We start from the raw sequence: 21,859 nt of genomic DNA, 5'->3' as shown, positions 1-21,859 counted from the left end.
GGTGGAGCGGCGGGAGTGGCAGGGGCAGGGAGGGCTGGGAGGGGTGGGGAGGGTGAGGAGGGGAGGGGTAATCGGGGGGCTTGGGGTGCCGGTGGGGGTGGCGGAGATGTCGGGACGGGCCTGGGGTTGCGCTGTGGATTCGCGTCCCCTCTCACCGCGCACCCCGCATGATCAACCGACATCTCCGCGTTCGCGCGAGGTGGGAGGCCACGCACCGCCTGCCCCGCGCTCGGCCCCATCTGGCCAGGGATCAGGGTTCCCGACGTGCTCGTCCTCTGGCCAGGGTTGCATTTCCCCGGTTGTGTTGGGGCGGCTCGATCGGGTGAACTTGGGACTGCTCCGGTGGTGGCTCACCCCCGCCAGCGCGCGCGGTCGTTCATCAGCCAGTGCGTCCCGTCCGTCCACCCGAGCAGCCTCCGGCCGCCGCCAGGGGTGGCGCCCTCGGCGTCGAAGCGGCCTCCGGACAGCACGTGCTCCAGGCCGAGCACCGCTGGCTCGAAGGTGCGGAGCAGGTTCAGCGAGCCCGTCGACCGGCGCAGGTGCGCGACCAGCTCTCGGCGCTCCCGCTCGTCGCAGTACCCGAGCAGGAACACCGCCTGCCGCCACGCGTAGGCCACGTTCTTCACCAGCAGCAGCCCCTCGTGCCACGTCCGCTCCGGCTTCGCCAGCCGCGCCAGCCCGCCCGTGATCCAGTCGAACACCCCGGTCACCAGCCCCGCCGCGACCTGGCGCAGCCGGTCGGTCAGGTCGAGGCCCTCCACCAGTGCCGCGAGGTTCTGCGTGGTCAGCACCTGGCTCTGCTCCAGCACCATCCCGTTGCCGACCACCCAGCTCCGGTGCGCGGACGCCCCGGCCCGCCGCCCGCACTCCTCCCCGAACCACCGCGCCGCCTCCGGGCGCCCGAACCAGCGCTTCCCGCCCACCAGCTCGGGCGGCTCGACCAGGTCGTAGTACGCCGCGTACGGCGTGCCGAGCGTGACCCGGTGCGCCACCACCGCCGCGTGGTGCCACTTCGGCGTGAAGCTGCCCGTGAAGATGTCCGCCGCGATCTCCTCCACCAGCGGCACGGGAACACCCGCCTGCTTCGCCAGCGCGCCGAACTCGGACACCAGCGGGTTCGGGGTGACCGTGTGCGGGAACGACGTCAGCGCCAGCAGCGCGGTCTGCTCCAGGGCCTCGCGCGCCGCCCGCCCCGCGTCCTGCCCGACCGAGCGGAACACGTCCAGCGCGGTCACCCACGGCAGCTCCTCGAACCGCACCTGCGACTCCAGGTCCAGCAGCAGCAACGTCCTGCGCCGCCGGAACGCCGCGTACGCCTGCTCGCGCAGCGCGCCCGCCACCGGGTCGGACAGCCCGGCCGCGAGCAGCCGCGCCGTCACCTGCGGCAGCACCTCGGCCAGCACCTCCCCGGACGGCACGACGCCGCGCCGCACCAGCTCGGCCAGCGGGGCCTCCAGCGCGCGGTCGAGCTTCGCCAGCAGGTGCGCGGGGAACTCGCTGCCCTCGGGCAGGCCCTCACCGGGGACCGCGGGGGCGGACACCGGCTCCAGGGAGGGGAGGCCGCCGTCGGCGGGGTAGCGGCCCAGGCGGTCGGCCAGCACCGCCGCGAACGCCGCGTGCGTGGGGGTGGCCACCACCTCGGCCTGCGCGGCGCGCAGCTCGGCGTGGTGCTCGCCCCGGCGGGTCAGCGCGTTCGCCAGCGCGCGGCGCACCCAGCCGACCTCCCGCGCGGACAACGCCGCGCTGAAACCAGCGGTGGGGGCGGCAGCCGGGCTGACCGCGCCGGGAACACCGGCCGCGTCGGGAGCGCCGGGCACGCGGACAGTACCGGGCGCACTGGCGCTACCGGGCACGCCAGCAACAGCGGGCGCATCAGCAATACCGGGCGTGTCGGCAACACCGGAGACGCTGGCAACAGCGGGCGTGTCGGCAACACCGGGCACGCCAGCAACACCGGGCGCGTCGGCAGCCCCGCTGAACCCGACAACCGCGCCGGGAGCACCGGCCGCGCCAACCGCGCCGGAAACCCCCACGCCACCCCCGCCCCCATCCCCCGAGCACCGCAGCAGCGCTTCGCGCAGCCTGCTGAAGTTGCTCCGGGGGTGCGCGTGCCGCCCGCTCGGCGCGCCCGCCGCCGCCAGCTTCGCCAACCACTCCTCCCGCCGCCGCGCCCAGTCCTCGGGCCACACCCGGCAGGGCCAGCCGCCCCGCACCGCGCCCGCCTCGTCCAGCCGGGGCGCCTCGCCCTCGACGGTGGACGCCCACAGGTCGACCAGCTCGTCGTGCAGCGGGTTCCACACCCCCAGCGTCTCCCGCATCGCCCCGACCTGCGGGGGCACCGCGGTCCGCCGCAGGGCGGAGCCCAGCTCCGCCACCGGGGTCCGCCGCACCACCGACCCGCTCATCGTGGACCGCGCCGCGCGCCTGGGCGTGAACCGCAGCCTGGGCAGCCACGGGCCGATCGCGTCCAGCACCCGCAGGGCCGCGTCCGCGCGCCCGGACGCCAGCAGCACCGCCACCGCCGGGATCGCCGCCTCCTCCGGCGCGTCGACCCGGTACTCGCCGGACGCCAGCACCTCCAGCAGCGCGGCCCGGCCCTCGTCGCCCAGGTGCCACCAGTTCAGCCGCTCGCGGTCGGTGCCGCCGGGGACCCCGGCGGGCAGCGCGGCCAGCAGCGCGCGCTCCTCCTCGTCCGGCTCGACCTCGGCGACCAGCCTCCCGGTGGCGAACCCGCCGTGCACGACCTCCAGGGTCACCCACGGCGGAACGCCCGACACCGGGGTGCGGCTGCCCACGGTCAGCGACCCGTCCGCCATCCCCCGGAGCACACCCGCCCACTGCGCGACCTTCTCCGACGAGGCGGGCGCGGACTCCAGCGCGCGCAGGAACCGCGCGAGCGCGTAGGGGGAGAAGGCGGTGTGCTCGGACATGGCTGTGCTCCGGTGGGGACGTCGCTCCGCGTGCGGAACGCGCGGCCCCGGCACCTGGCCGGGGCCGCACGATGAGAGGCGAGCGCGGGGTGGGTGGACACGGGGGCCGGACTCGAACCGACGCCCTCCCGGTTACCAGCCGGGCGATCCGCCACCTGATCTACCCCGTGGTGGTCCCGCGCTCCCCGGACCACGGCGGTCCGGGCTCGACATGGAGGCGGGACTCGAACCCGCGCCCTCCCGGTCCAGAGCCGGGAGCTCTACCACCTGAGCTACTCCACGCTGGTCGGAGCCTCGCGGCTCCGTCCACAGCAGACCATAAGGCGCTCACCCGGTCGTGTCTCCCGGTTTTCCCGCGAGGGCGCGCCCCGACCAACCGGCCGGGACGCGCCGGACAACCCGCCGGACAACCCGCCGAGGGACGATCAGTGCAGGTAGGGCCACCCCGCGGAGTCCCAGGCCAGCCAGTTGATCCCGAGCTGCGAGGCCCCGCTGTCGGTGTAGTAGTGGTACGTGATGATGTCGCTGTCGGAGTCGCTGAACACGTCCTGGTGACCGGGCCCGTGGATGCTGCCCTGCCCGGCCAGGATCTCCGTGCCGCCCCCGGACGTCATCGCCGTCCCGTTGCGCGCCACGTACGGCCCGGTCACGCTCGTCGACCGGCCCACCATCACCCGGTACGTGCTCGCCGCGCCCGCGCAGCAGCGGTCGAACGACACGAACAGGTAGTAGTACGACCCGTGCTTGACGATCGTCGGCGCCTCGATCGCGCCGCCACCCCGGCCCGCGACGGACCGGATCGTGCTGTCCGAGCGCTTCCCGGTCGACGGGTTGAGCTGCACGAGCTTGATGCCCGACCAGAACGAGCCGAAGCTCAGCCACCACCGGCCCTGGTCGTCCACCACCAGGTTCGGGTCGATCGCGTTGTAGTCGTTCGAGCCGCTGGACTCGATCACCAGCCCCTGGTTGGTCCAGGACCCGGACGCGCCGGTCGTGCTGGTGGCCAGGAAGATCGCCGACTTGTTCGAGCCGAACGTCGACGCCGAGTAGTACAGGTGGTACCGGCCGTTCTGGTAGGACAGGTCCGGCGCCCACAGGTTCCGGCTGCCGCCGGTGTACGCGGTGGTCCAGGACGCGCCGTTCGGGAAGACCGCGCCCGCGTTGCGGAACGCGGTGCGGTCGGTGGAGGTCTTCAGCGCGATGTTGTCCCCGGTGTGCGCGACCAGGTAGGTCCCGTCGGGCTTCTTCACGAACGTCGGGTCGTGCACGCCGATGTCGCCGGTGACCACGCCGGGGTACGGGTAGGCCATCGCCTGGCCCGCTCCCGGCAGGACCAGCGCCAGTGCCGCGAGCAGCACCAGCGCGCGCTTCGTCGCTCTTGCCACGGTTCTCCTCGATCCACGGTGGTGGAGGGGTCGGCGGCGGCGGACAGGCGTGTTCCGGGAGGCACGACTGGTCCGCCGACCGTAGCGAGGCGGGGGCGGCGCCGACAAGGACGGTTCAGGGTGGTGAAATTCCCCGGCGCCCCCGGTGATCCTCCCCCTCGGGGGTGGTCCGCGCGCCCACCGGAAGGACCCCCGTGCAGCCCGCTTCCCCGACCCCGCCGCGGCGGTTCGCCAAGCTCGTCACCGAGGTGCTCGCGCCCTGGGTGTGGGTGGTGTGGCTGCCCGCCGCGATCGGCTGGAGCGCCACCGGCACCGCGTTCGGCGCGCTGGTGTGGGGCGCGGTCGTCGCCGTGTTCGGCGCGGTGATCCCGATGGCGGTGATCGTGCACGGCGCGCGCAGGGGCCGCTGGGACAACCACCACGTCACCCGCCGCGAGGACCGCCTCGTGCCGCTGCTGACCTGCGTCGGGTCGGTGGGCGTCGGCATCGCGGCCCTCGCGCTCGCGGGCGCGCCGCACGAGATGATCGCGCTCGCGGCGGCCATGTTCAGCACGCTGGTCGTCACCACCGCGATCACCCTCGCCCCCGGCGGGCGCGGCTGGAAGATCTCGGTGCACTCGGGCGTCGCGTTCGGCGCGATCGCGATCCTGGCCATCCAGAGCGGCCCGTGGTGGGCGCTGCTGTGGTCGGCGTCCGCGCTGGTGGCCTGGTCGCGGGTCGAGCTGGGCGACCACACCACCGGCCAGGTGTGCGGCGGCGCGGTGCTGGGCGTGCTCGGCGGCGGCGGGATCTACTCGGCGGGCCTGCTGCTGCTCGGCTGATCGCCGCCCCCGCGCCACGTCGCGGGCGTCACGCCCTTCCACCGCTTGAACGCGTGGATGAAGCTCGACGCCTCCGCGTACCCGAGCCGCCGCGCCGCCTCCTCCACCGACAGCGCACCGCCCCGCAGCAACCGCTCGGCCAGCGCCTCCCGCACCTCGTCCAGCAGCTCCCGGTAGCTCGTGCCCGCCCCGGCGAGCCTGCGCCGCAGCGTCCGGGTGCTCACCGACAGCTCCCGCGCCACCCGGTCCATGCCGCCGTCCAGCGCGCCCGGCCCGGCCAGCCGCTCCCGCACCTCGTGCGCGATCCCGCCCCGCTCGCGCCGCCGCGCCACCAGCCTGCGGCACTGCGCCTCGCACGCCGCCACGGTGTGCGGGTCGGCCTGCGGCAGCGGCCGGTCCAGCAGGCCCGCGTCGTACACCGCCGCCGTCACCGGCGCCCCGAACACCGGCCGCAGCCCGAACGCCCGCTCGTGGACGGCCACCCCGCCCGGCTCCGGGAACCCGAACACCACCGACCGCAGCGGCAACCCGCCCGGCAGCAGCTCGCCGATCACCGAGTGCACCGCCGCCAGGTCCCGCTCGGCCAGGAACCGCCCCACCGGGTCCGGCAGCCCGGTGGTGTCCAGCAGCACCCGCACCAGCCCGTCCGACACCGACGCGCTCGGGATGCAGAACGCGAAGCTCAGGTCCAGGAACCGCAGCGCCACGTCCACCGCGTCCCGCACGCTCCGGCTGCTCAGGAACGCGAACCCGAGCACCCCGAACGTGGTCGCGTGGTACCGCCCGCCCAGCTCGACGCCCGCGTCGGGCAGCGCCTCCGCGAGCGCCCGCACCACCCGCAGCTCCTGGTGCGCGCTGACCTCCCCGTCCGGGTCGACCAGGTCCGCCGCCACCAGCCCGGTGCCCGCCAGCAGGTCGGTCTCGGCGAGCCCGCGCTCGACCCCGAACCGCACCAGCAGCGCCACGCCCGCGACGCCGCGCGGGAAGTCCCAGTGCCGCACGGCCGGGTCGGCGAGAGGGGGCATGGCCGGAATTGTGGATTCCGCGGCCCCGATTGTCTTGGGCCGATGGGGTGCTCCCGGCCTAGCCTCGGCACGTGGACAACGGGGTCGACGTGGTGGTGATCGGCGCGGGCTTCGCCGGGATCGGCATGGCAGCCTCCGCGCTGCGCGCCGGGTTCAGCGCGCTGGTGCTGGAGAAGGCGCGGGACGTGGGCGGGGTGTGGCGGGACAACACCTACCCCGGCGCGGCCTGCGACGTGCCCTCCTCGCTCTACTCGTTCTCCTTCGCCCCCGAACCGGGTTGGCCGCGCCGCTACTCCGGCCAGGCCGACATCCACGCCTACCTGCGGCGGGTCGCCGCCGAGACCGGCGTGCTGCCGCGCGTGCGGTTCGGCGCGGAGGTTGTCTCCGCCGACTACGACGAGCCCGCCGCCCGCTGGCGGGTCACCCTGGCCGACGGGCGCGAGCACGTCGCGCGGTTCCTGGTCACCGCCGTCGGCCAGCTGTCCCGACCGGCCGTCCCCGACCTGCCCGGCGCCGCCGACTTCCCCGGCCGGGTCTTCCACAGCTCCCGCTGGGACCACGGCCTGGACCTGACCGGGCTGCGCGTGGCCGTCGTCGGCACCGGGGCGAGCGCGATCCAGTTCGTGCCGGAGATCCGCGAGGTCGCCGCCAGGGTGACCGTCTTCCAGCGCACCCCGCCGCACGTCATCCCCAAGCCCGACCGCGCCTACACCCGCCGCCGCACCGCCCTCCACCGCGCGTTCCCGCCCGCCCAGGCCGTGGGCCGGGCCACCACGTGGGTGGCGGGGGAGTTCCTCACCGCCGCGATCACCGCCGTGCCCGCGTTCGGCAAGGCGGTCGAGGCCGCGTTCCACCTGCACCTGCGCCGCCAGGTCCCCGACCCCGCGCTGCGCGCCGCGCTCGTCCCCGACCACCCGGTGGGCTGCCGGCGCGTGCTGTTCTCCAACACCTGGTACCCGGCGCTGACCAGCGACAACGTCGACCTCGTCACCTCGCCCGCCGCCGCCTTCACCCCGCGCGGGCTGCGCTCGGCCGACGGCGTCGAGCACCCGGTCGACGTGGTCGTGCACGGCACCGGGTTCGCCGCCACCGAGTTCCTCGCCCCGATGCGGATCAGGGGCCGCGAGGGCGCGGAGCTGGCCGACCGCTGGCGCGACGGGGCCCGCGCCCACCTGGGCCTGACCGTTCCCGGCTTCCCGAACCTGTTCGTGCTCTACGGCCCCAACACCAACCTCGGCGGCAACTCGATCCTGCAGATGATCGAGCCGCAGGTCGGGTACGTCACCGCGCTGCTGGAGCGGATGCGCGCGCACGGCCTGACCGGCGCCGAGGTGCGCCCCGAGGTCGCGGACGCGTTCGACCGCGAGGTGCAGGACCGGCTCGGCCGCACCGCCTGGGCGCGCTGCCGCAGCTGGTACCGGGTCGAGGGCGGGCGGATCGTGAGCAACTGGCCCGGCCAGGTCTGGGAGTACCGGCGCAGGACGGCGCGCCCCGACCCGAGGCACTTCCGCTTCACCCGCCCCTGAACCCCGACCTGGACCCCAGTCCCCGCCCCGGACCCCCGACCACGCTGGAGGAGCACCGTGCCCGACTACGACGTCCTGGTGATCGGCTCCGGGTTCGGCGGCGCGGTCAGCGCGCTGCGCCTGACCGAGAAGGGCTACCGCGTCGGCGTCCTGGAGGCGGGCCGCCGGTTCGCCGACCACGAGTTCGCCCGCACCTCCTGGCGGCTGCGCGACTACCTGTTCGCCCCGGCCGTCGGCTGCTACGGCATCCAGCGGATCGACCTGCTGCGCGACGTGCTCGTGCTCAGCGGCGCGGGCGTCGGCGGCGGCTCGCTCGTCTACGCCAACACCCTCTACCGGCCCGGCGAGCACTTCTTCACCGCGCCCGCCTGGAGCGGCACCGCCGACTGGAAGGCCGAGCTGGCCCGCTGGTACGACCAGGCGGAGCGGATGCTGGGCGTGGTGGAGAACCCGCTGACCACCCCGGCGGACCGGGTGCTGCGCGCGGTCGCCGACGACCTCGGCGTCGGCTCGACCTACCACCGCTCCCGCGTCGGCGTGTTCTTCGCCGAGCGCCCCGGCCAGCGGGTGGCCGACCCGTTCTTCGGCGGCGTCGGGCCCGAGCGCGCCGGGTGCGCGCACTGCGGCGAGTGCATGACCGGGTGCAGGCACAACGCCAAGAACACGCTGACCAAGAACTACCTGCACCTGGCCGAGCGCGCGGGCGCGACCGTGCGCCCGCTGACCACGGTCACCGACGTGCGCCCGGTCGCGGGCGGCTACGAGGTGCGCGCCCACCGCACCGGCAGGCCGTGGCGCACCGAGGTGCTCACCGCGGGCCAGGTGGTGTTCTCCGCCGCCGCGATGGGCACCCAGCGGCTGCTGCACTCGCTGCGCGACCGGGGCGTGCTGCCGGGGATCTCCGCGCGCCTGGGCGTGCTCTCCCGCACCAACGCCGAGGCCGTGCTCGCGGTCAAGGCCCGCACCGACGACGTCGACTACTCGCGCGGGGTCGCGATCACCTCCTCGGTGCACCCCGATCCGCGAACGCACGTGGAACCGGTCCGCTACGGGCGCGGCAGCAACATCATGGGCCTGCTCATGACCGTGCTCGCCGACCCCGAGCCCGGCAGGGCGCGCTGGCGCAGCGGGGTCGACCGGCTCGTCGAGCAGCGCCGCGACCTGCCCCGGCTGCTCAACCCCAGGCGCTGGTCGGAGCGGTCCGTGGCGCTGCTGTTCATGCAGAACACCGACACCTCCCTCACCACCAGGGGCAGGCGCGGCCCGTTCGGGCGGGGCCTGACCTCGGGGCCGGGGGAGGGGGAGCGGAACGAGGTGTGGAACCCGGTCGGGCACGAGCTCACCCGGCGGGTGGCGGAGAAGATCGGCGGCATCCCCGGCGGGGCCTGGACGGACTTCTTCGACGTGCCCCTGACCGGCCACTTCATCGGCGGCTGCGGCATCGGCGCGTCGCCCGAGAGCGGCGTGGTCGACGCCTACCACCGGGTGTTCGGGCACGAGGGCCTGCACGTGGTCGACGGCTCGACCATCCCGGCGAACCTGGGCGTCAACCCGTCGCTGACCATCACGGCCATGGCGGAGCGGGCGATGTCGCTGTGGCCGAACAAGGGCGAACCGGACCCGCGGCCGCCGCTGGGGGAGGTCTACCGGCCGGTGCGCCCGATCGCGCCCCGCCACCCCGTGGTGCCGCCCACCGCGCCCGCCGCTCTGCTGCCCATCACTCCCGTGTGACGACCCCGCGGGGTCGTCACACGACCACCGGCTCGTGCCGCACCCCGGCCCAGGGGCGACAACCCTCCGCGACCGGCGGCCCGTCGAGGCGCCCGCCCGGCCCGCCGTCGTCCTCGCCGAGTCGTCGGTCCTGACCAACGCCCCCGACCGCCCTGCGAGAGGATCACCCGATGGACTACCCACCGGAACCCTGGGACCTGCACGGGCACGGCTGCGCCTCGCTCTGGGCGGTCAGGTCCACCCCGCCGCTGCCCGACGGCGTGCGCCCGGTGCGCGTGCTCGGCCGGTCGCTGGTCGTCACCGGGTTCGTCGCCTACCTGCCCGGCAGCCTGCTGCCCTACAACGAGCTGCTCGCCGCCGTCCTGGTCCGCAGGGGCTGGCGGCTCGGCCTGACCATCACGCACATCTGGGTGGACAGCGAGCCGTCCAAGGCGGGCGCCCGCGCCATGTGGGGCATCCCCAAGGAGCTGGCCGACCTGGACGTCACCCGCCTCTCCGGCGACGCCGAGGGCATCGCCGCGGCCCGCCTGGTGCCCAAGGGCGCCACGCTCCCGGTCAAGGCCGCCCTGCCGCTGTGGCAGAGCCTGGGCGGGCGCACCACCCGCACCCCGTTCCGGGCGGGCGGCCGGGCCGCGCCCACCCGGCTGGAGTGGCGGTTCGCCGCCAAGGGCCCCCTCGGCTGGCTCCTGCCGCACCGCCCGCTGCTCGGCGCGGTGATCCCGGAGTTCCGGATGCGCTTCGGCAGCGACCGCGCGGGCGGCCGGGGCTGAGCCGCCGGACCGGCGCCCGCCCCGCCGAACCGGGCGCGGGGCGCGCGCCGGTCCGGCCACGAGTCGGGCGCGCGCTGGGCCGAACGGGCGCGGGAGTGGGCACGCCCTGTGCCCGGCACGTCACGATCCAGCGCACCACTGCGGTCTCCACCCCGCCACACCGCCCGCCGTCACCACCCCACCCCGTTCGCCCACTACTCTCTGCTTCCAGGAGTCGCAGGAGGAGGCAGCAGAGTGGTTGCGGACGCTGGGCAGGGGAACGGACACCGCCTGACCGGGTTGTTGAGGGACAACGCGGGCACGATCATCGCCAGGTGGGTCGACTCGGTGCTCGGGCAGATCCGGGGCCGGGTGACCAAGGCCGAGCTGGAGCGGGACTTCGGCGAGCTGTTCACCGCCCTGCTCCAGGTCGCCGACAACCAGGGCCACGACCTGGGCGGCGAGCGCAACGCCGAGGTCAAGGCGCTGCTGGAGGACATGTCGCGCACCCGCGCCCGGCAGGGGTACACCCCGTCGGAGACCGCGTCGAGCATCTTCGCCCTCAAGCGCGTGGTGTTCGAGCTGGCCGACGAGCTGCCCGAGACCGACACGGACCTGTTCCGCGAGCTGATGGGCTTCTCCCAGCTGCTGGACGCGCTGGGCCTGGTCACCTTCGAGACCTACGCCCGCGCCCGCGAGGAGATCATCCAGGAGCAGTCCGAGCAGCTTCTGGAGCTCACCACCCCCGTGGTGAAGATCTGGGAGGGCATCCTGGCCGTGCCGCTGGTCGGCACCCTCGACTCCGCGCGCACCCAGGTCGTGATGGAGAAGCTCCTCGAGGCGCTGGTCGAGACCGGCTCCGAGCACGCCATCATCGACATCACCGGCGTGCTGGCCGTGGACACCCAGGTCGCCCAGCACCTGCTCAAGACCGTCGTCGCCGCCCGCCTGATGGGCGCGGAGTGCACCATCTCCGGCATCCGCCCGCAGATCGCCCAGACGATCGTGGCGCTGGGCATCGAGTTCGGCGACATCACCACCAAGGCCTCCCTGTCCGACGCGCTGCGGCACGCGCTGCGCCGCGAGGGCGTCGAGGTCACCCACGATCGGAGCGCCCGGTGATGGTCGAGCGCGTTCCGATCCTCAAGATCGGCGACGTCCTGCTGGTGTCGATCCAGATCGACCTGCAGGACCAGAGCGTCCTCGCCCTCCAGGAGGACCTCGCGGAGAAGATCAGCGCGACCGGCGCGCACGGCGTGGTCATCGACATCTCCGCCGTGGAGATCGTCGACTCGTTCATCGGCCGCATGTTCGCCACCATCGCCTCGATCTCCAAGCTGTTCGACGCCGACACCGTCGTCGTCGGGATGCGCCCCGCGGTCGCCATCACCCTGGTGGAGCTCGGGCTCACCCTCGGCGGCGTGCGCACGGCCCTGGACCTGGAGCGCGGCATGAAGATCCTCAGAGTGCTCGGCGAACAGCGCCGAGGCGTGCGGTGACCACACCCGTGGGGTCCCCCGACCTCCAGCCCATCTCGGGTGACGACGACGTGGTGCGGGTGCGCCAGCTCGTGCGCAACTACGCCCAGAAGGTCAAGCTCTCCCTGGTCGACCAGACCAAGCTGGTCACCGCCGCGAGCGAGCTCGCCCGCAACACCCTGGTCTACGGCGGCGGTGGGCGCGCCAGCGTGGAGGTCGTCACCGACGGCCGCCGCCAGGGCGTGCGCGCCGCCTTCACCGACGAGGGCCCCGGCATCCCCGACCTCACGCTCGCCCTGGCCGACGGCTGGAGCAGCGGCAAGGGCATGGGCCTCGGCCTGTCCGGCGCGCGCAGGCTCGTCGACCAGTTCGACCTCGACACCGAGGTCGGCCGGGGCACCAGCGTGACCGTGGTCAAGTGGAAGCGGTGACGTGGCGCAGGTGAACCAGTTCCTCCCGGTCACGGAGGACGTGGCCTGGGTGCGCGTCGAGGAGACCGCCCAGGTCGGCAGGGCCCGCAGGGCCGCCACCGCGCTGGCCGAGCAGCTCGGCTTCCCCGGCGCCAGGGTCGCCGAGATCGGCCTCGCCGTCACCGAGATCGGCACCAACCTGCTCAAGCACGCCCGCGAGGGCCAGGTCCTGGTGCGCTCGCTGCGCGCCGTCGACCAGGCCGCCGTGGAGGTGCTCGCGCTCGACTCCGGCCCCGGCATCCCCGACGTCGACCTCGCGCTGCTCGACGGCCAGTCCAGCACCGGCACCCTGGGCCTGGGCATGGGCGCGGTGGCGCGCGCCGCCGACACCTGCGCGGTGTCCTCCAGCCCGCGCGGCACCGCGCTGGTCGCCCGCTTCCACCCGCGGCGCGGCCCCCTGTCCGACATCCCCGAGGACACCGCGTCCGGCCTCACCAGGGCCATCGGGGGCGAGGAGGAGTGCGGCGACGCGTGGGCCGTGCGCCGCGACGGCGACCGGCTCGTCCTGATGATGTGCGACGGCTCCGGGCACGGCCCGCTGGCCGCGTCCGCCTCCCGCGAGGCCGTGCGGGTCTTCCGCAACCACCCGAGCACCTCCCCGCAGGACCTCGTCACCCACCTGCACGCCTCCCTGCGCGGCACCAGGGGCGGCGCCGTCGCGGTCGCCGAGCTCGACCTGGCCGCCCGCACGGCCCGGTTCTGCGGCCTCGGGAACATCGCCGCGTCCGTGCTCACCGCCGACCGCAAGCAGGGAATGGTTTCGGCACCCGGCGTCGCGGGGTACCAGGCGCGCGTCATCCGAACGTTCGACTACCCGCTGCCGGAGGGGGCCGTGGTCGTGCTGCACTCCGACGGCCTCACCGAGCGGTGGGGACCCGAGCCGGACCTGCTGGCGGGGCCGCCGCTGCTCGCCGCCGCCTCGCTGCTGCGCGACGCGGGCGTGCGCCGCGACGACGCGGGCGTCCTCGTGGCCAGGACGTGAGCCCGCACCGGGCTCCCGACGGCGTCGAGGGGCTGCTGCGCCTGTCCGTGTCGGCCGATCCGGACGTGTTCCTGCTGCGCCAGCGCGGCCGGGAGGTCGCCGCGGGCATCGGCATGGACGGCCAGGACCAGATCCGGGTCGCCTCCGCGCTCAGCGACCTGGGCCGCGAGCTGGTCCGCCGCTCCGAACCGGCCACCGTGCTGTTCGGGCTGCGCGCCGAGCCCGCGCCCGCGCTGGTCATCGAGTTCGGCTGGACCGGCGGCCAGGCCACCGGTCCCGGCTGGGACACGGTGCGGCGGTTCATGGACTCGGTCGAGGCCGACGCGGGCGGAACGCGGGTGACGCTGGTCAAGGACCTGTCCCACGGCAGGCGCCCACCCACGGCCCAGGAGGTGGATCGGCTGCGCCGCGAACTGTCCGCCGCCGCAGGCGGAGACGCGCTCGACGAGCTGCGGACCCAGAACCAGGAGCTCCTGGCGGCCATGGAGGACGCCGAGGCCAAGGGGCGCGAGCTGGAGCGGCTCAACTCCGAGCTGGAGGACACCAACCGGGGCGTCATGGCCCTGTACAAGGAGCTGTCCGACGAGCTGGAGCAGACCAACCAGGGCGTGGTGGCCCTGTACGCGGAGCTGGAGGAGAAGACCACCCAGCTGCGCGAGGCCGCCGAGGCCCGCACCCGCTTCTGGTCCACCATCAGCCACGAGCTGCGCTCCCCGGTGAACTCGGTGGTCGGGCTGACCCGGCTGCTGGCCGCGCCCGGCTCCGACCCGCTCACCGAGGAGCAGCGCCGCCAGGTCACCCTGGTCAACCAGGCGGGGGAGACCCTGCTGGCGCTGGTCAACGAGCTGCTGGACACCGCCAAGGCCGAGTCGGGCAGCCTGCGGCCCCGGCCCGCCCCGGTGGACCTGCCGCTGGTGGTCGCGCAGCTGCGCGGCGCCCTGCAGACCACCGCGCGCACCCCGGACGTGGCGCTGGTCGTCGACGCGCCCGCCGACCTTCCGGTGCTGGTCACCGACGAGACGATGCTGGTGCGCATCCTGCGGAACCTGCTGTCCAACGGGCTGAAGTTCACCGAGCGCGGCGAGGTGCGGCTGACCGTCCGGCCGGACAGCACGGGCCCCGAGGCGGGGCTGCGGTTCACCGTGGCCGACACCGGCATCGGCATCCCCGCCGAGGAGCAGCCCAGGGTGTTCGAGGAGTTCTACCAGGTCGCGAACAAGCTCCAGGCGGGCGTGAGCGGCACGGGCCTCGGCCTGCCGTACGCCCGCAAGCTCGCCCGCATCCTGGGCGGCGACCTGGTGCTGACCAGCGCGCCCGGCGTGGGCACGAAGGTGGAGCTGCGGCTGCCGCTGGGCGCCGACGACGCGCAGCCCGTGGGCACCGCGCTGGTCGTGGACGCCGACGGCGACAACCGGGCGCTGCTCACCGCCGCGCTGGACGGGATCGCCAACCGGGTCGCGGTGTCGGCCGACGGCCGCGACGCCCTCGCCTCCGCCCGCGCCGAGGTGCCCGGACTGGTGCTGCTGTCCTGCGACACGCCGCTGGTCAGCGGCAGCGAGGTGCTGTCGGTGCTGCGGCAGGACGCCGTGCTGCGCGGCGTCCCGGTCGTGGTGACCTGCCCGGACGCGGACAGCGCCGTCGAGCGCACGGTCTCGCGCCTCGGCGCGGTCGTGCTGCCGCTGGCGGGCCTGACCGGCGAGACCGTGCGGCGGGCGGTGCGCGACGCGCGCGCGGCCGTGCGCGCCCTGGTCGCGTCGGACTCGACCGCCCGCGCCACCCTCCCGCCCCTCGGCGCGCGCTCGCTGCCGCCAGGGGCCCGCACCCTCCCACCGGGGACCCCGCGATGAACCTTCCCCAGCCCACCCCGGCGCACATCCTCGTCGTGGACGACCTGGAGGCCAGCCGGTACATCACCGCCAGCTGGCTGCGCAGGGGCGGCCACCGCATCACCGAGGCGGTCACCGGCGGCCAGGCGCTCGACCTGCTCGACGAGGTCGAGTTCGACCTCGTCGTGCTGGACGTCAACCTGCCCGACATGAGCGGCTTCGACATCGCCGAGCGCATCAAGGGCGACCCGCGCACGGCCGCCGTGCCGGTGGTGCACGTCTCCGCCGCGCACCGCGAGGCCGAGGACCGCATCACCGGCCTCAACCGGGGCGCGGACGCCTACCTGACCGAACCGGTCGACCCCGGCGAGCTGCTGGCCACGGTCGAGGCGGCTCTGCGCTACTACCGGGCCCGCGCGCTGGCCGAGCGGCTGGCCGACCGCCTCGCCAAGCTGACCGGGGCCACGCTCGCGGTCAACGCCGCGCAGACCTTCGACGACCTGGCGGAAGCAGCCGCGAGGGGCACCGCGACCGTCCTGGACACCCCGGCCACCGCCCTGGTGCCCACCCCGCAGGGCGCGGTGCGCTCCTGCCAGGCCGAGGACGGCGAGGTGGTCCTGGACACCGCGCCCGAGGACGTCCTGGAGCGGCAGCTCGGCGACGGCGAGGTCCGCCTGGTCGAGGACCCGCCGTGGCGCCCCGGTCACCCCGCCGTCGTCGTGGCGGCCCGCCGCAACCAGCGCCGCGCCCCGATCCTGCTGGCCGTGGACCCGGCGAGCGCGGCCACCGACGAGGACCGCAACCTCCTGCGCCAGCTGGCCCAGGCCACCGCGCTGGCCGCCGACGGCCTGCGGGCGTTCGCCGAGGAGCACAACCTGGCCCTGACCCTGCAGCGCAGCCTGCTGCCCAGGGTCCTGCCGACCAGGCCCACCCTGCCCATGACGGCCAGGTACGTGCCCGCGTCCGCGCACGCCGAGATCGGCGGCGACTTCTACGAGGTCACCGAGCTCGACGACGACCGCCTGCTGATCGCCATCGGCGACGTCTGCGGCCACTCCCTGGAGGCGGCCACCATCATGGGCGAGGTCCGGCACGCCCTGCGCGCCTACGCCGTGGAGGAGCGCGACCCGGCGGCGATCCTGGCCAAGCTGGACGCGATGCTCCAGCGCTACCACCCGTTCCGGGGCATCACCACGCTCTGCCTGTTCCTGGTCGACCCGGCGGACGGCTCCACCCTGGTGGCGAACGCGGGCCACATCCCGCCGCTGCTGGCCGACGAGTCCGGCGCCCGCTACCTGGACGAGATCCGCGGCCCCCTGCTGGGCGTCGGCCTGCCGAGGCCGCCCGCGACCCCGCTGGTGCTGCCCGAGGGCGCCCTGGTCCTGCTCACCACCGACGGCCTGGTCGAGCACGCGGGCGAGGACATGGACGTCGGCCTCGACCTGTTGCGCGAGTCCGTGTCGCACGGTGGCGACATGGACGCGCTGTGCGACCGCCTGCTGGCCGAACTGGGTCAGCAGAAGAAGGACGACATCGCCCTGCTGGCCTTCCGCAGGCTCGGCCACCTGAACGGGGGAGAGGCCGGGTAATTCGGACACGGTGAGTAGACTCTGCCGGAAGCCGGAGAGTCGTGGGTTGAGCAGCCAGCCCGTTCGCACGGACCAGCAGCGCGTGGAGGCACAACTCATGGACGGACAGACCGGCGCGGTGACCCGCGAGGCGGACGGCGTGCTGATCACCAGGATCACCGGCGAGGTCGACGCCGCCAGCACCGACCCGATCAGGGCCGAGGTGCTGGCCCAGCTCGACCAGGCGTCGGGCGCCCTGGTCCTCGACCTGCGCGAGGTCGCCTTCTTCGGCTCCAGCGGCATCTCGCTGCTGGCCGAGTCGTACGCCCGCGCCCAGCGCCTCGGTCTGGCCCTGGCCGTGGTGGCGGACCAGCGCGCGGTCCTGCGTCCGCTCCAGGTGACCGGGATGGCCGACAGCCTCCTGATCAAGCCCACCCTGGACGAGGCCGTGGAGGCCGTCCGGGCCCAGGCCCGGCAGGCCTGACCGGAGCGCTCAGAGCCCTTCCCCCGTCCCCGTTTGACCCGGCGCGCCGGGCCGGACGGGGACGGGGCGTTTCCAGGGCCGGGCGCCTAGCGCGTGCTTCCCCGGTGAGGGGAGCGGCGTGCCGGTGGCCGCGGCGCGGCGGTCCGACCTGACCGACGCGCGGTGGGCGGTGCCGCGACCGCTGCTGCCCGGCGGCGTCAAGCGACGGCGGACAAGGCCTGCAGCTCCCCTGCCGGTGGACGGCCGCCGTCCGTCGACCGGGACGTCCACGAGCAGCGCCACGCCGTGGAGCGCGGCATCAACACCTGGCTGCGCCACATCTGACACACGACCTAGCGCCCCACCACCCGGAGCGAGAGCCGGTCCCCGGCCGCGCCCCCGTGCAACCCGGACACCGCCATGATGCGGGCGGGCGCGCTCCCCTCGGTGACCACGACGCCCACGCCGCGCCCGCGCCCGGCGGCGACCTCGGCGGCCTCCAGCAGCAGCGCCACCCCGGAGCTGCTCAGGTACCCCAGCCCGGTCAGGTCCAGCTCGACCGGCCGCCGGTCGGCCACGTCCACCCGGCCGAGCAGGAACTCCCGCAGCGCCCTGACCCCGTCCAGGTCCAGGTCGCCGCCCAGGTGCAGCACCTGCACCGCGTCCCGGAACTCCTCGCCCGCCGTGCAGCGGACCCCCACGACCGGCCCGCGCACCCGCCGCCGGGGCGCGGGAACGCCGGGGCCGTCGCCCTCGGGGACCACGAACTCCACGACGGTCCCCTCCGGCCCCCTGGTGAACACCGCGTCGCGCCCCACCGTCTGGATCAGCTGCACCCCGCGCCCCCGGTGCCCCTTGTCCTCGGGCTCGGGCCGCCACCGCCCCCAGTCGCACACCCGGACCCGGACCCCGCCGTCCCCGATCCGCTCGACCCGGTACTCGAACTCGCCCGGCCCGTCCGGGTAGGCGTGGTCGACCGCGTTCGCCGCCGCCTCGCCCAGCGCGAGCTGCAGGTCGCACAGCAGGTCGTCGGACAGCCCGGCCCGGCCCGCCCACTCCGCGACCCGCCGCCGCATCCCGGACAGCTCGGGGGCCTCGGCCGCGACCCGCCGCCGCAGCGGCTCCGGGATCTTCCGCACCACCACCAGCGCCACGTCGTCGTCCTGCCCGCCGTCGAGCAGCGCGGACGTGATCCGGTCGGCCAGCTCGTCCGGCCCCAGCTCGTGCTCGTCCCGCACCAGCCGCAGCAGCGCGTCCAGCCCGGCGTCGATCAGCGCCCCGCGCCGCTCCACCAGCCCGTCCGTGTACAGCACCACGGTGCCCCCGGCGGGCAGCACCACCTGCGAGTCCCGGTAGGTCGCGCGGCCGGGAACCCCCAGCACCGTCCCGGTCCCGATGGGCAGGAACCGCGACCGCTCGGGCTCCACCAGCAACGGCGGCGGGTGCCCGGCGCTCGCCCAGCGCAGCTCCCCGGTGCTCCAGTCCAGCGTCAGGCAGGCGCAGGTGCTGCCGGGGGCCCCGCGCGTGCGCAGCGCGAACGCGTCCAGCCGCTCCAGCGCCGCCGCGGGCGAGTGCCCGTCCAGCAGGTACCCGGCCAGCGCGCTGCGCAGCTGCCCCATCACGGCGGCGGCCTGCGGGCCCTTCCCGACCACGTCGCCCACCGACAGCGCCACGGTCGTCTCCCCGACCGGCAGCACCTCGTACCAGTCGCCGCCGATCTGGGTGTGCGCCGAGGCGGGCAGGTAGCGCGCGGCGGCGGCCAGGCGGGGCAGGGCGGGCAGCTCGCGCGGCAGCAGGCTGCGCTGCAGCGCCTCCGCGATCTCGTGCTCCCGGTGCCGCAGCGCCTCCCGCTCCGCCTCGGCCCGCTGCCGCTCGGTGATGTCCCGCCCGATGGCCTGCAACCCGGTCGGCGTGGCCTGGATGCTCAGCTCCAGCGCGACCGCGCCGCCGTCGGCGCGCCGCACCTGCCACACCTCGGTCACCACGTCGGGGGCGCCCTCGTCGCCCAGCAGCGCCGCCAGCCGCTCCCCGCGCTCCGAGCCGAGCAGCGCCGCCACCGGCTTGCCCAGCAGGTCCTCGCGGGCGTGCCCGAGCAGCGCGCACGCCGCCGGGTTGACCTCCACGAACCGCAGGTCCCGGTCCAGCACCCAGATCCCGTCGGTGGCCCGCTCCACCAGCTGCCGGAAGCGGCGCTCGCTCTCCCGCAGCGCCCGGTCGGCGTGCGTGCGCTGCACCGACTCCCAGCACCGGTTGACCACCACCGACACCAGCTCCACCTCGGCGGGCGCCCACCGCCTCGGCGTGGCCTGGTGGGCGGCCATCGCGGCGGCGAACCGGCCGCCGCGCAGCAGCGGCAGGCAGATCACCGCCCGGATGCCGGTGCGCCGGTAGACGAGGCGGTCCTCGGCGGTCAACCTCGGGTCGTCCTCGCTGTCGTGCACCACCCACGGCTCGCCCGCGCGCATCGCCCGCAGCGCGTCCCTCCCGAACGAGGACATGGCGAACCGGCCGGTCAGCGGCGGCAGCCCGGTGGCGTGGTCGCCGCTCATCGTGAAGTGGTCCTGGTCGGACTCGGCCTCGGCGTACGCGCACCGGTCGGCGGCCAGGTGCTCGCCGAGCAGCCTGGTCGCGGCGGTCATCACCTCACCCGCGTCCTCCAGGCGCTGCAGCTGCGCCTCCAGGCCTGCCAGGAACCGGCGGCGCTCCTCGGCGGCCCGGCCGGGGGAGGTGTCCACGAGCACGCCGTGCAGCGCGGTCGGCTCGCCGCGCTCGTCGCGGGCCACCCGGACCAGGTCGCGCAGCCACACCACGCGCCCGTCGGCGGCGACGGCGCGGTAGTCCAGCTCGTAGTCCGAGAGCCCCTCCACGTCGCGGTCGGCGATCGCGGCCCGGTCGTCGGGGTGCACGACGGACTCCCAGAAGCCGGGCTCGCCCAGCCAGCGCTCCACCGGGTAGCCGAGCAGCCGCTCGGCGTGCCGCGACACGAAGGTGTAGCGCCCGGTGGTCGCGTCGGCGGCCCAGACGACCACCGAGAGGGCGTCCACGAGCCCGCGCAGGTGCTCGCCGGGGACCTCCCCCCGCGCCTCGGAGGGGGCAAAATTTGTGTCAGGCGTTGTGTGAATTCTCACGTCGACGGCAGGTGTGTCGCCGCCGGCGCCCGCACCCGCGGCCAGAGGGGTCGCCACCAGCGCGTACCCCTCGCCGAGGGCGACGCAGACCACCCGGACCGGGACGCCCGCGAGCTCGCCGACACCGGTCCACGACCCCTCCTCGGCCGCGCCGTCGACGGCCTCCCGCAGGCTCTCCGGGAGGGCCCCGAGGTCCTCACCTGCGGAGAGGCCGAGCAGGGTGCGGCCTTCGGGCGCCAGTGACAGGAGCGTCCGGTCGACCCCCAGGTGGGCCACCAGGACCGGGGAACTCGCACGGTCTGCGCGGAGATCGAACACCGCCAGAGCGTACCGGGGGCGCCGCGGGGGCCGGGCCGCGCCGGGCCGACCGGGTCCGCTTCGGCCGCCGTCGGCCGTCCGAACGGCCGCGTTCACCCGCACCGGTGAAAAGGGGCGATTGGGCATCAAGGGTGCGAACTGGGAAAATGAATCATCCGATGTTCCTCCGACACGGGAGAACGATGACCTCAGCGACGCGCTCGCGCATCCCGCCCATGCTGTCCTGGACCAACGTGGTGCCGGTCCTCTCCCTCCTGGCGCTGCTGCTCACCTGGGGCCGGGAAACCGGTCCGATCCTCGTCACCGTGGTGGCACTCATGCTCGCGGGCTCCGTGCTCGCGGCGGTCCACCACGCCGAGGTGGTGGCGCACCGGGTCGGCGAGCCGTTCGGGTCACTGGTGCTCGCCGTCGCGGTGACCATCATCGAGGTCGCGCTCATCGTGACCTTGATGATCTCCGGTGGGCCCGAGGCCGCCACCCTGGCCAGGGACACCGTCTTCGCGGCGGTGATGATCACCACGAACGGCATCATCGGCCTGTCGCTGCTGCGCGGCGCGCTGAAGTACCAGGTCGTGCCGTTCAACGCCGAGGGCAGCGGAGCCGCGCTGGCCACGGTGACCACGCTGGCCGTGCTGAGCATGGTGGTGCCGACGTTCACCACCGGCGCGGCCGGGCCGGAGTTCACCACGCCGCAGCTGGTGTTCGCCGCGCTGGCCTCGCTCGCCCTGTACGGCATGTTCGTGTTCGCCCAGACGGTGAAGCACCGCGACTTCTTCCTCCCCGTGGACATGGAGGACGAGGCGCCCGTCGACTCCAACGACGAGCACGCCCCGCCGCCGTCCAACCGGGAGGCCTGGACCTCGCTCGGGCTGCTGCTGGTCGCGCTGGTCGCGGTCGTCGGCCTGGCGAAGGTCGAGTCGCCCGCCATCGAGGCCGGGGTGGCCTCGCTCGGGCTGCCGCAGTCCTTCGTCGGCGTGGTGATCGCGCTGCTGGTGCTCCTGCCGGAGACCCTGGCCGCCGTGCGCGCCGCCGGTCGCGGGCGGGTGCAGATCAGCCTCAACCTCGGGTACGGCTCGGCGATGGCCAGCATCGGCCTCACCGTGCCGGTGATCGCGCTGGCCACCATCTGGCTGGACGGTCCGCTCATGCTCGGGCTGGAGGCGACCCAGATGGTGCTGCTGGCCATGACCGTCGTGGTGAGCATGTTGACCGTGGTGCCCGGACGGGCGACGCGGTTGCAGGGCGGCGTGCACCTGGTGCTGCTCGCGGCGTTCCTGTTCCTGGCCGTCAACCCCTGAGGGTCCGCTCGGCCCAGCGGGGCCCCGGCGCCGGTTCCCGGTGCCGGGGCCCTTCGGGTTCTCCGGGCCGAGGGCGGTCCTCGGCGCCGCACTGCCGGGCGGTCCGAGGCACTAGGCTCGGGGCCGCGCGACGCGGTGCGCGGCGCGGGGGGACGGGGGTG

Annotated in this window: 17 protein-coding genes and 2 tRNA genes; 13 read left to right on the top strand and 6 right to left on the bottom strand. The window is 75.0% G+C overall.

Annotated elements, in window-relative coordinates; translation table 11 throughout:
- Nucleotides 1-350: 350 nt before the first annotated feature.
- From CNX65_RS18785 to CNX65_RS18770, 4 genes are all read right to left on the bottom strand, one after another.
- On the bottom strand, nt 351-2,930 hold the full coding sequence (locus CNX65_RS18785; protein WP_096494838.1) for a hypothetical protein: 2,580 nt from the start codon (nt 2,928-2,930) through the stop codon (nt 351-353).
- Between the two features lie 94 nt (nt 2,931-3,024).
- Nucleotides 3,025-3,100 (bottom strand) — tRNA-Thr (locus CNX65_RS18780).
- 39 nt (nt 3,101-3,139) lie between these two features.
- A tRNA-Gln gene (locus CNX65_RS18775) sits at nt 3,140-3,212 on the bottom strand.
- Between the two features lie 143 nt (nt 3,213-3,355).
- Nucleotides 3,356-4,315, bottom strand: coding sequence for an arabinan endo-1,5-alpha-L-arabinosidase (locus tag CNX65_RS18770; RefSeq protein ID WP_096494836.1), 960 nt, complete (start codon nt 4,313-4,315; stop codon nt 3,356-3,358).
- A gap of 194 nt (nt 4,316-4,509) precedes the next feature.
- Between CNX65_RS18770 and CNX65_RS18765 the strand changes: the two genes are divergently transcribed.
- Entirely contained in the window at nt 4,510-5,136 is a 627-nt protein-coding gene (locus tag CNX65_RS18765; RefSeq protein ID WP_096494834.1) for a hypothetical protein, read from the top strand.
- Here the strand turns inward: CNX65_RS18765 and CNX65_RS18760 are convergent.
- Nucleotides 5,106-6,161, bottom strand: a complete 1,056-nt coding sequence (locus CNX65_RS18760) for an AraC family transcriptional regulator (protein WP_096494832.1) — start codon at nt 6,159-6,161, stop codon at nt 5,106-5,108. The two genes, CNX65_RS18765 and CNX65_RS18760, sit on opposite strands and share 31 nt — an antisense overlap.
- 71 nt (nt 6,162-6,232) lie before the next feature.
- Between CNX65_RS18760 and CNX65_RS18755 the strand changes: the two genes are divergently transcribed.
- The 11 genes from CNX65_RS18755 (at nt 6,233) to CNX65_RS35485 (ending at nt 17,299) form a co-directional block, all read left to right on the top strand.
- On the top strand, nt 6,233-7,687 hold the full coding sequence (locus tag CNX65_RS18755) for a flavin-containing monooxygenase (RefSeq protein WP_096494830.1): 1,455 nt from the start codon (nt 6,233-6,235) through the stop codon (nt 7,685-7,687).
- 57 nt (nt 7,688-7,744) lie between these two features.
- Entirely contained in the window at nt 7,745-9,418 is a 1,674-nt protein-coding gene (locus CNX65_RS18750; protein WP_096494828.1) for a GMC oxidoreductase, read from the top strand.
- A gap of 170 nt (nt 9,419-9,588) precedes the next feature.
- Complete coding sequence (locus CNX65_RS18745; protein WP_096494826.1) at nt 9,589-10,188, top strand: acetoacetate decarboxylase family protein; 600 nt, start codon at nt 9,589-9,591, stop codon at nt 10,186-10,188.
- 234 nt (nt 10,189-10,422) lie between these two features.
- Nucleotides 10,423-11,289, top strand: a complete 867-nt coding sequence (locus CNX65_RS18740) for an STAS domain-containing protein (protein WP_096494824.1) — start codon at nt 10,423-10,425, stop codon at nt 11,287-11,289.
- Complete coding sequence (locus CNX65_RS18735; RefSeq protein ID WP_096494822.1) at nt 11,289-11,666, top strand: STAS domain-containing protein; 378 nt, start codon at nt 11,289-11,291, stop codon at nt 11,664-11,666. Before CNX65_RS18740 ends, CNX65_RS18735 begins: the two co-directional genes overlap by 1 nt.
- Nucleotides 11,663-12,076, top strand: coding sequence for an anti-sigma regulatory factor (locus CNX65_RS18730; RefSeq protein WP_015802512.1), 414 nt, complete (start codon nt 11,663-11,665; stop codon nt 12,074-12,076). Before CNX65_RS18735 ends, CNX65_RS18730 begins: the two co-directional genes overlap by 4 nt.
- A 1-nt stretch (nt 12,077) precedes the next feature.
- Entirely contained in the window at nt 12,078-13,097 is a 1,020-nt protein-coding gene (locus tag CNX65_RS18725) for an ATP-binding SpoIIE family protein phosphatase (protein WP_096494820.1), read from the top strand.
- Complete coding sequence (locus CNX65_RS18720; protein WP_096494818.1) at nt 13,094-14,944, top strand: ATP-binding protein; 1,851 nt, start codon at nt 13,094-13,096, stop codon at nt 14,942-14,944. The genes CNX65_RS18725 and CNX65_RS18720 overlap by 4 nt, the downstream gene beginning before the upstream one ends.
- A complete protein-coding gene (locus CNX65_RS18715; protein ID WP_096494816.1) occupies nt 14,941-16,512 on the top strand; it encodes a SpoIIE family protein phosphatase in 1,572 nt (523 codons plus the stop codon). The genes CNX65_RS18720 and CNX65_RS18715 overlap by 4 nt, the downstream gene beginning before the upstream one ends.
- A 97-nt stretch (nt 16,513-16,609) precedes the next feature.
- On the top strand, nt 16,610-16,975 hold the full coding sequence (locus CNX65_RS18710) for an anti-sigma factor antagonist (RefSeq protein ID WP_096494814.1): 366 nt from the start codon (nt 16,610-16,612) through the stop codon (nt 16,973-16,975).
- Nucleotides 16,976-17,137: 162 nt separating this feature from the next.
- A complete protein-coding gene (locus CNX65_RS35485) occupies nt 17,138-17,299 on the top strand; it encodes a hypothetical protein (RefSeq protein ID WP_157767717.1) in 162 nt (53 codons plus the stop codon).
- Nucleotides 17,300-17,307: 8 nt separating this feature from the next.
- Here CNX65_RS35485 and CNX65_RS18705 read toward each other — a convergent pair whose 3' ends face one another.
- Nucleotides 17,308-20,400: a SpoIIE family protein phosphatase gene (locus tag CNX65_RS18705; protein ID WP_232519904.1), complete on the bottom strand. Its 3,093-nt coding sequence runs from the start codon at nt 20,398-20,400 to the stop codon at nt 17,308-17,310.
- A gap of 182 nt (nt 20,401-20,582) precedes the next feature.
- Here CNX65_RS18705 and CNX65_RS18700 point away from each other — a divergent pair, with 182 nt between their 5' ends.
- A complete protein-coding gene (locus CNX65_RS18700) occupies nt 20,583-21,698 on the top strand; it encodes a calcium:proton antiporter (protein WP_096494810.1) in 1,116 nt (371 codons plus the stop codon).
- The last annotated feature ends 161 nt before the right edge of the window (nt 21,699-21,859 follow it).

The organism is Actinosynnema pretiosum, from assembly GCF_002354875.1.
GTDB classification, from domain to species: domain Bacteria; phylum Actinomycetota; class Actinomycetes; order Mycobacteriales; family Pseudonocardiaceae; genus Actinosynnema; species Actinosynnema auranticum.
This window is presented reverse-complemented; position numbering and strand designations above follow the sequence as displayed.

Bases quoted from the DNA above. Each gene is read 5' to 3' on its own strand.
- CNX65_RS18785 (WP_096494838.1), bottom strand. From the start codon at position 2,930: ATGTCCGAGCACACCGCCTTCTCCCCCTACGCGCTCGCGCGGTTCCTG.
- CNX65_RS18760 (WP_096494832.1), bottom strand. From the start codon at position 6,161: ATGCCCCCTCTCGCCGACCCGGCCGTGCGGCACTGGGACTTCCCGCGC.
- CNX65_RS18745 (WP_096494826.1), top strand. From the start codon at position 9,589: ATGGACTACCCACCGGAACCCTGGGACCTGCACGGGCACGGCTGCGCC.
- CNX65_RS18735 (WP_096494822.1), top strand. From the start codon at position 11,289: ATGGTCGAGCGCGTTCCGATCCTCAAGATCGGCGACGTCCTGCTGGTG.
- CNX65_RS18715 (WP_096494816.1), top strand. From the start codon at position 14,941: ATGAACCTTCCCCAGCCCACCCCGGCGCACATCCTCGTCGTGGACGAC.
- CNX65_RS18710 (WP_096494814.1), top strand. From the start codon at position 16,610: ATGGACGGACAGACCGGCGCGGTGACCCGCGAGGCGGACGGCGTGCTG.
- CNX65_RS18700 (WP_096494810.1), top strand. From the start codon at position 20,583: ATGACCTCAGCGACGCGCTCGCGCATCCCGCCCATGCTGTCCTGGACC.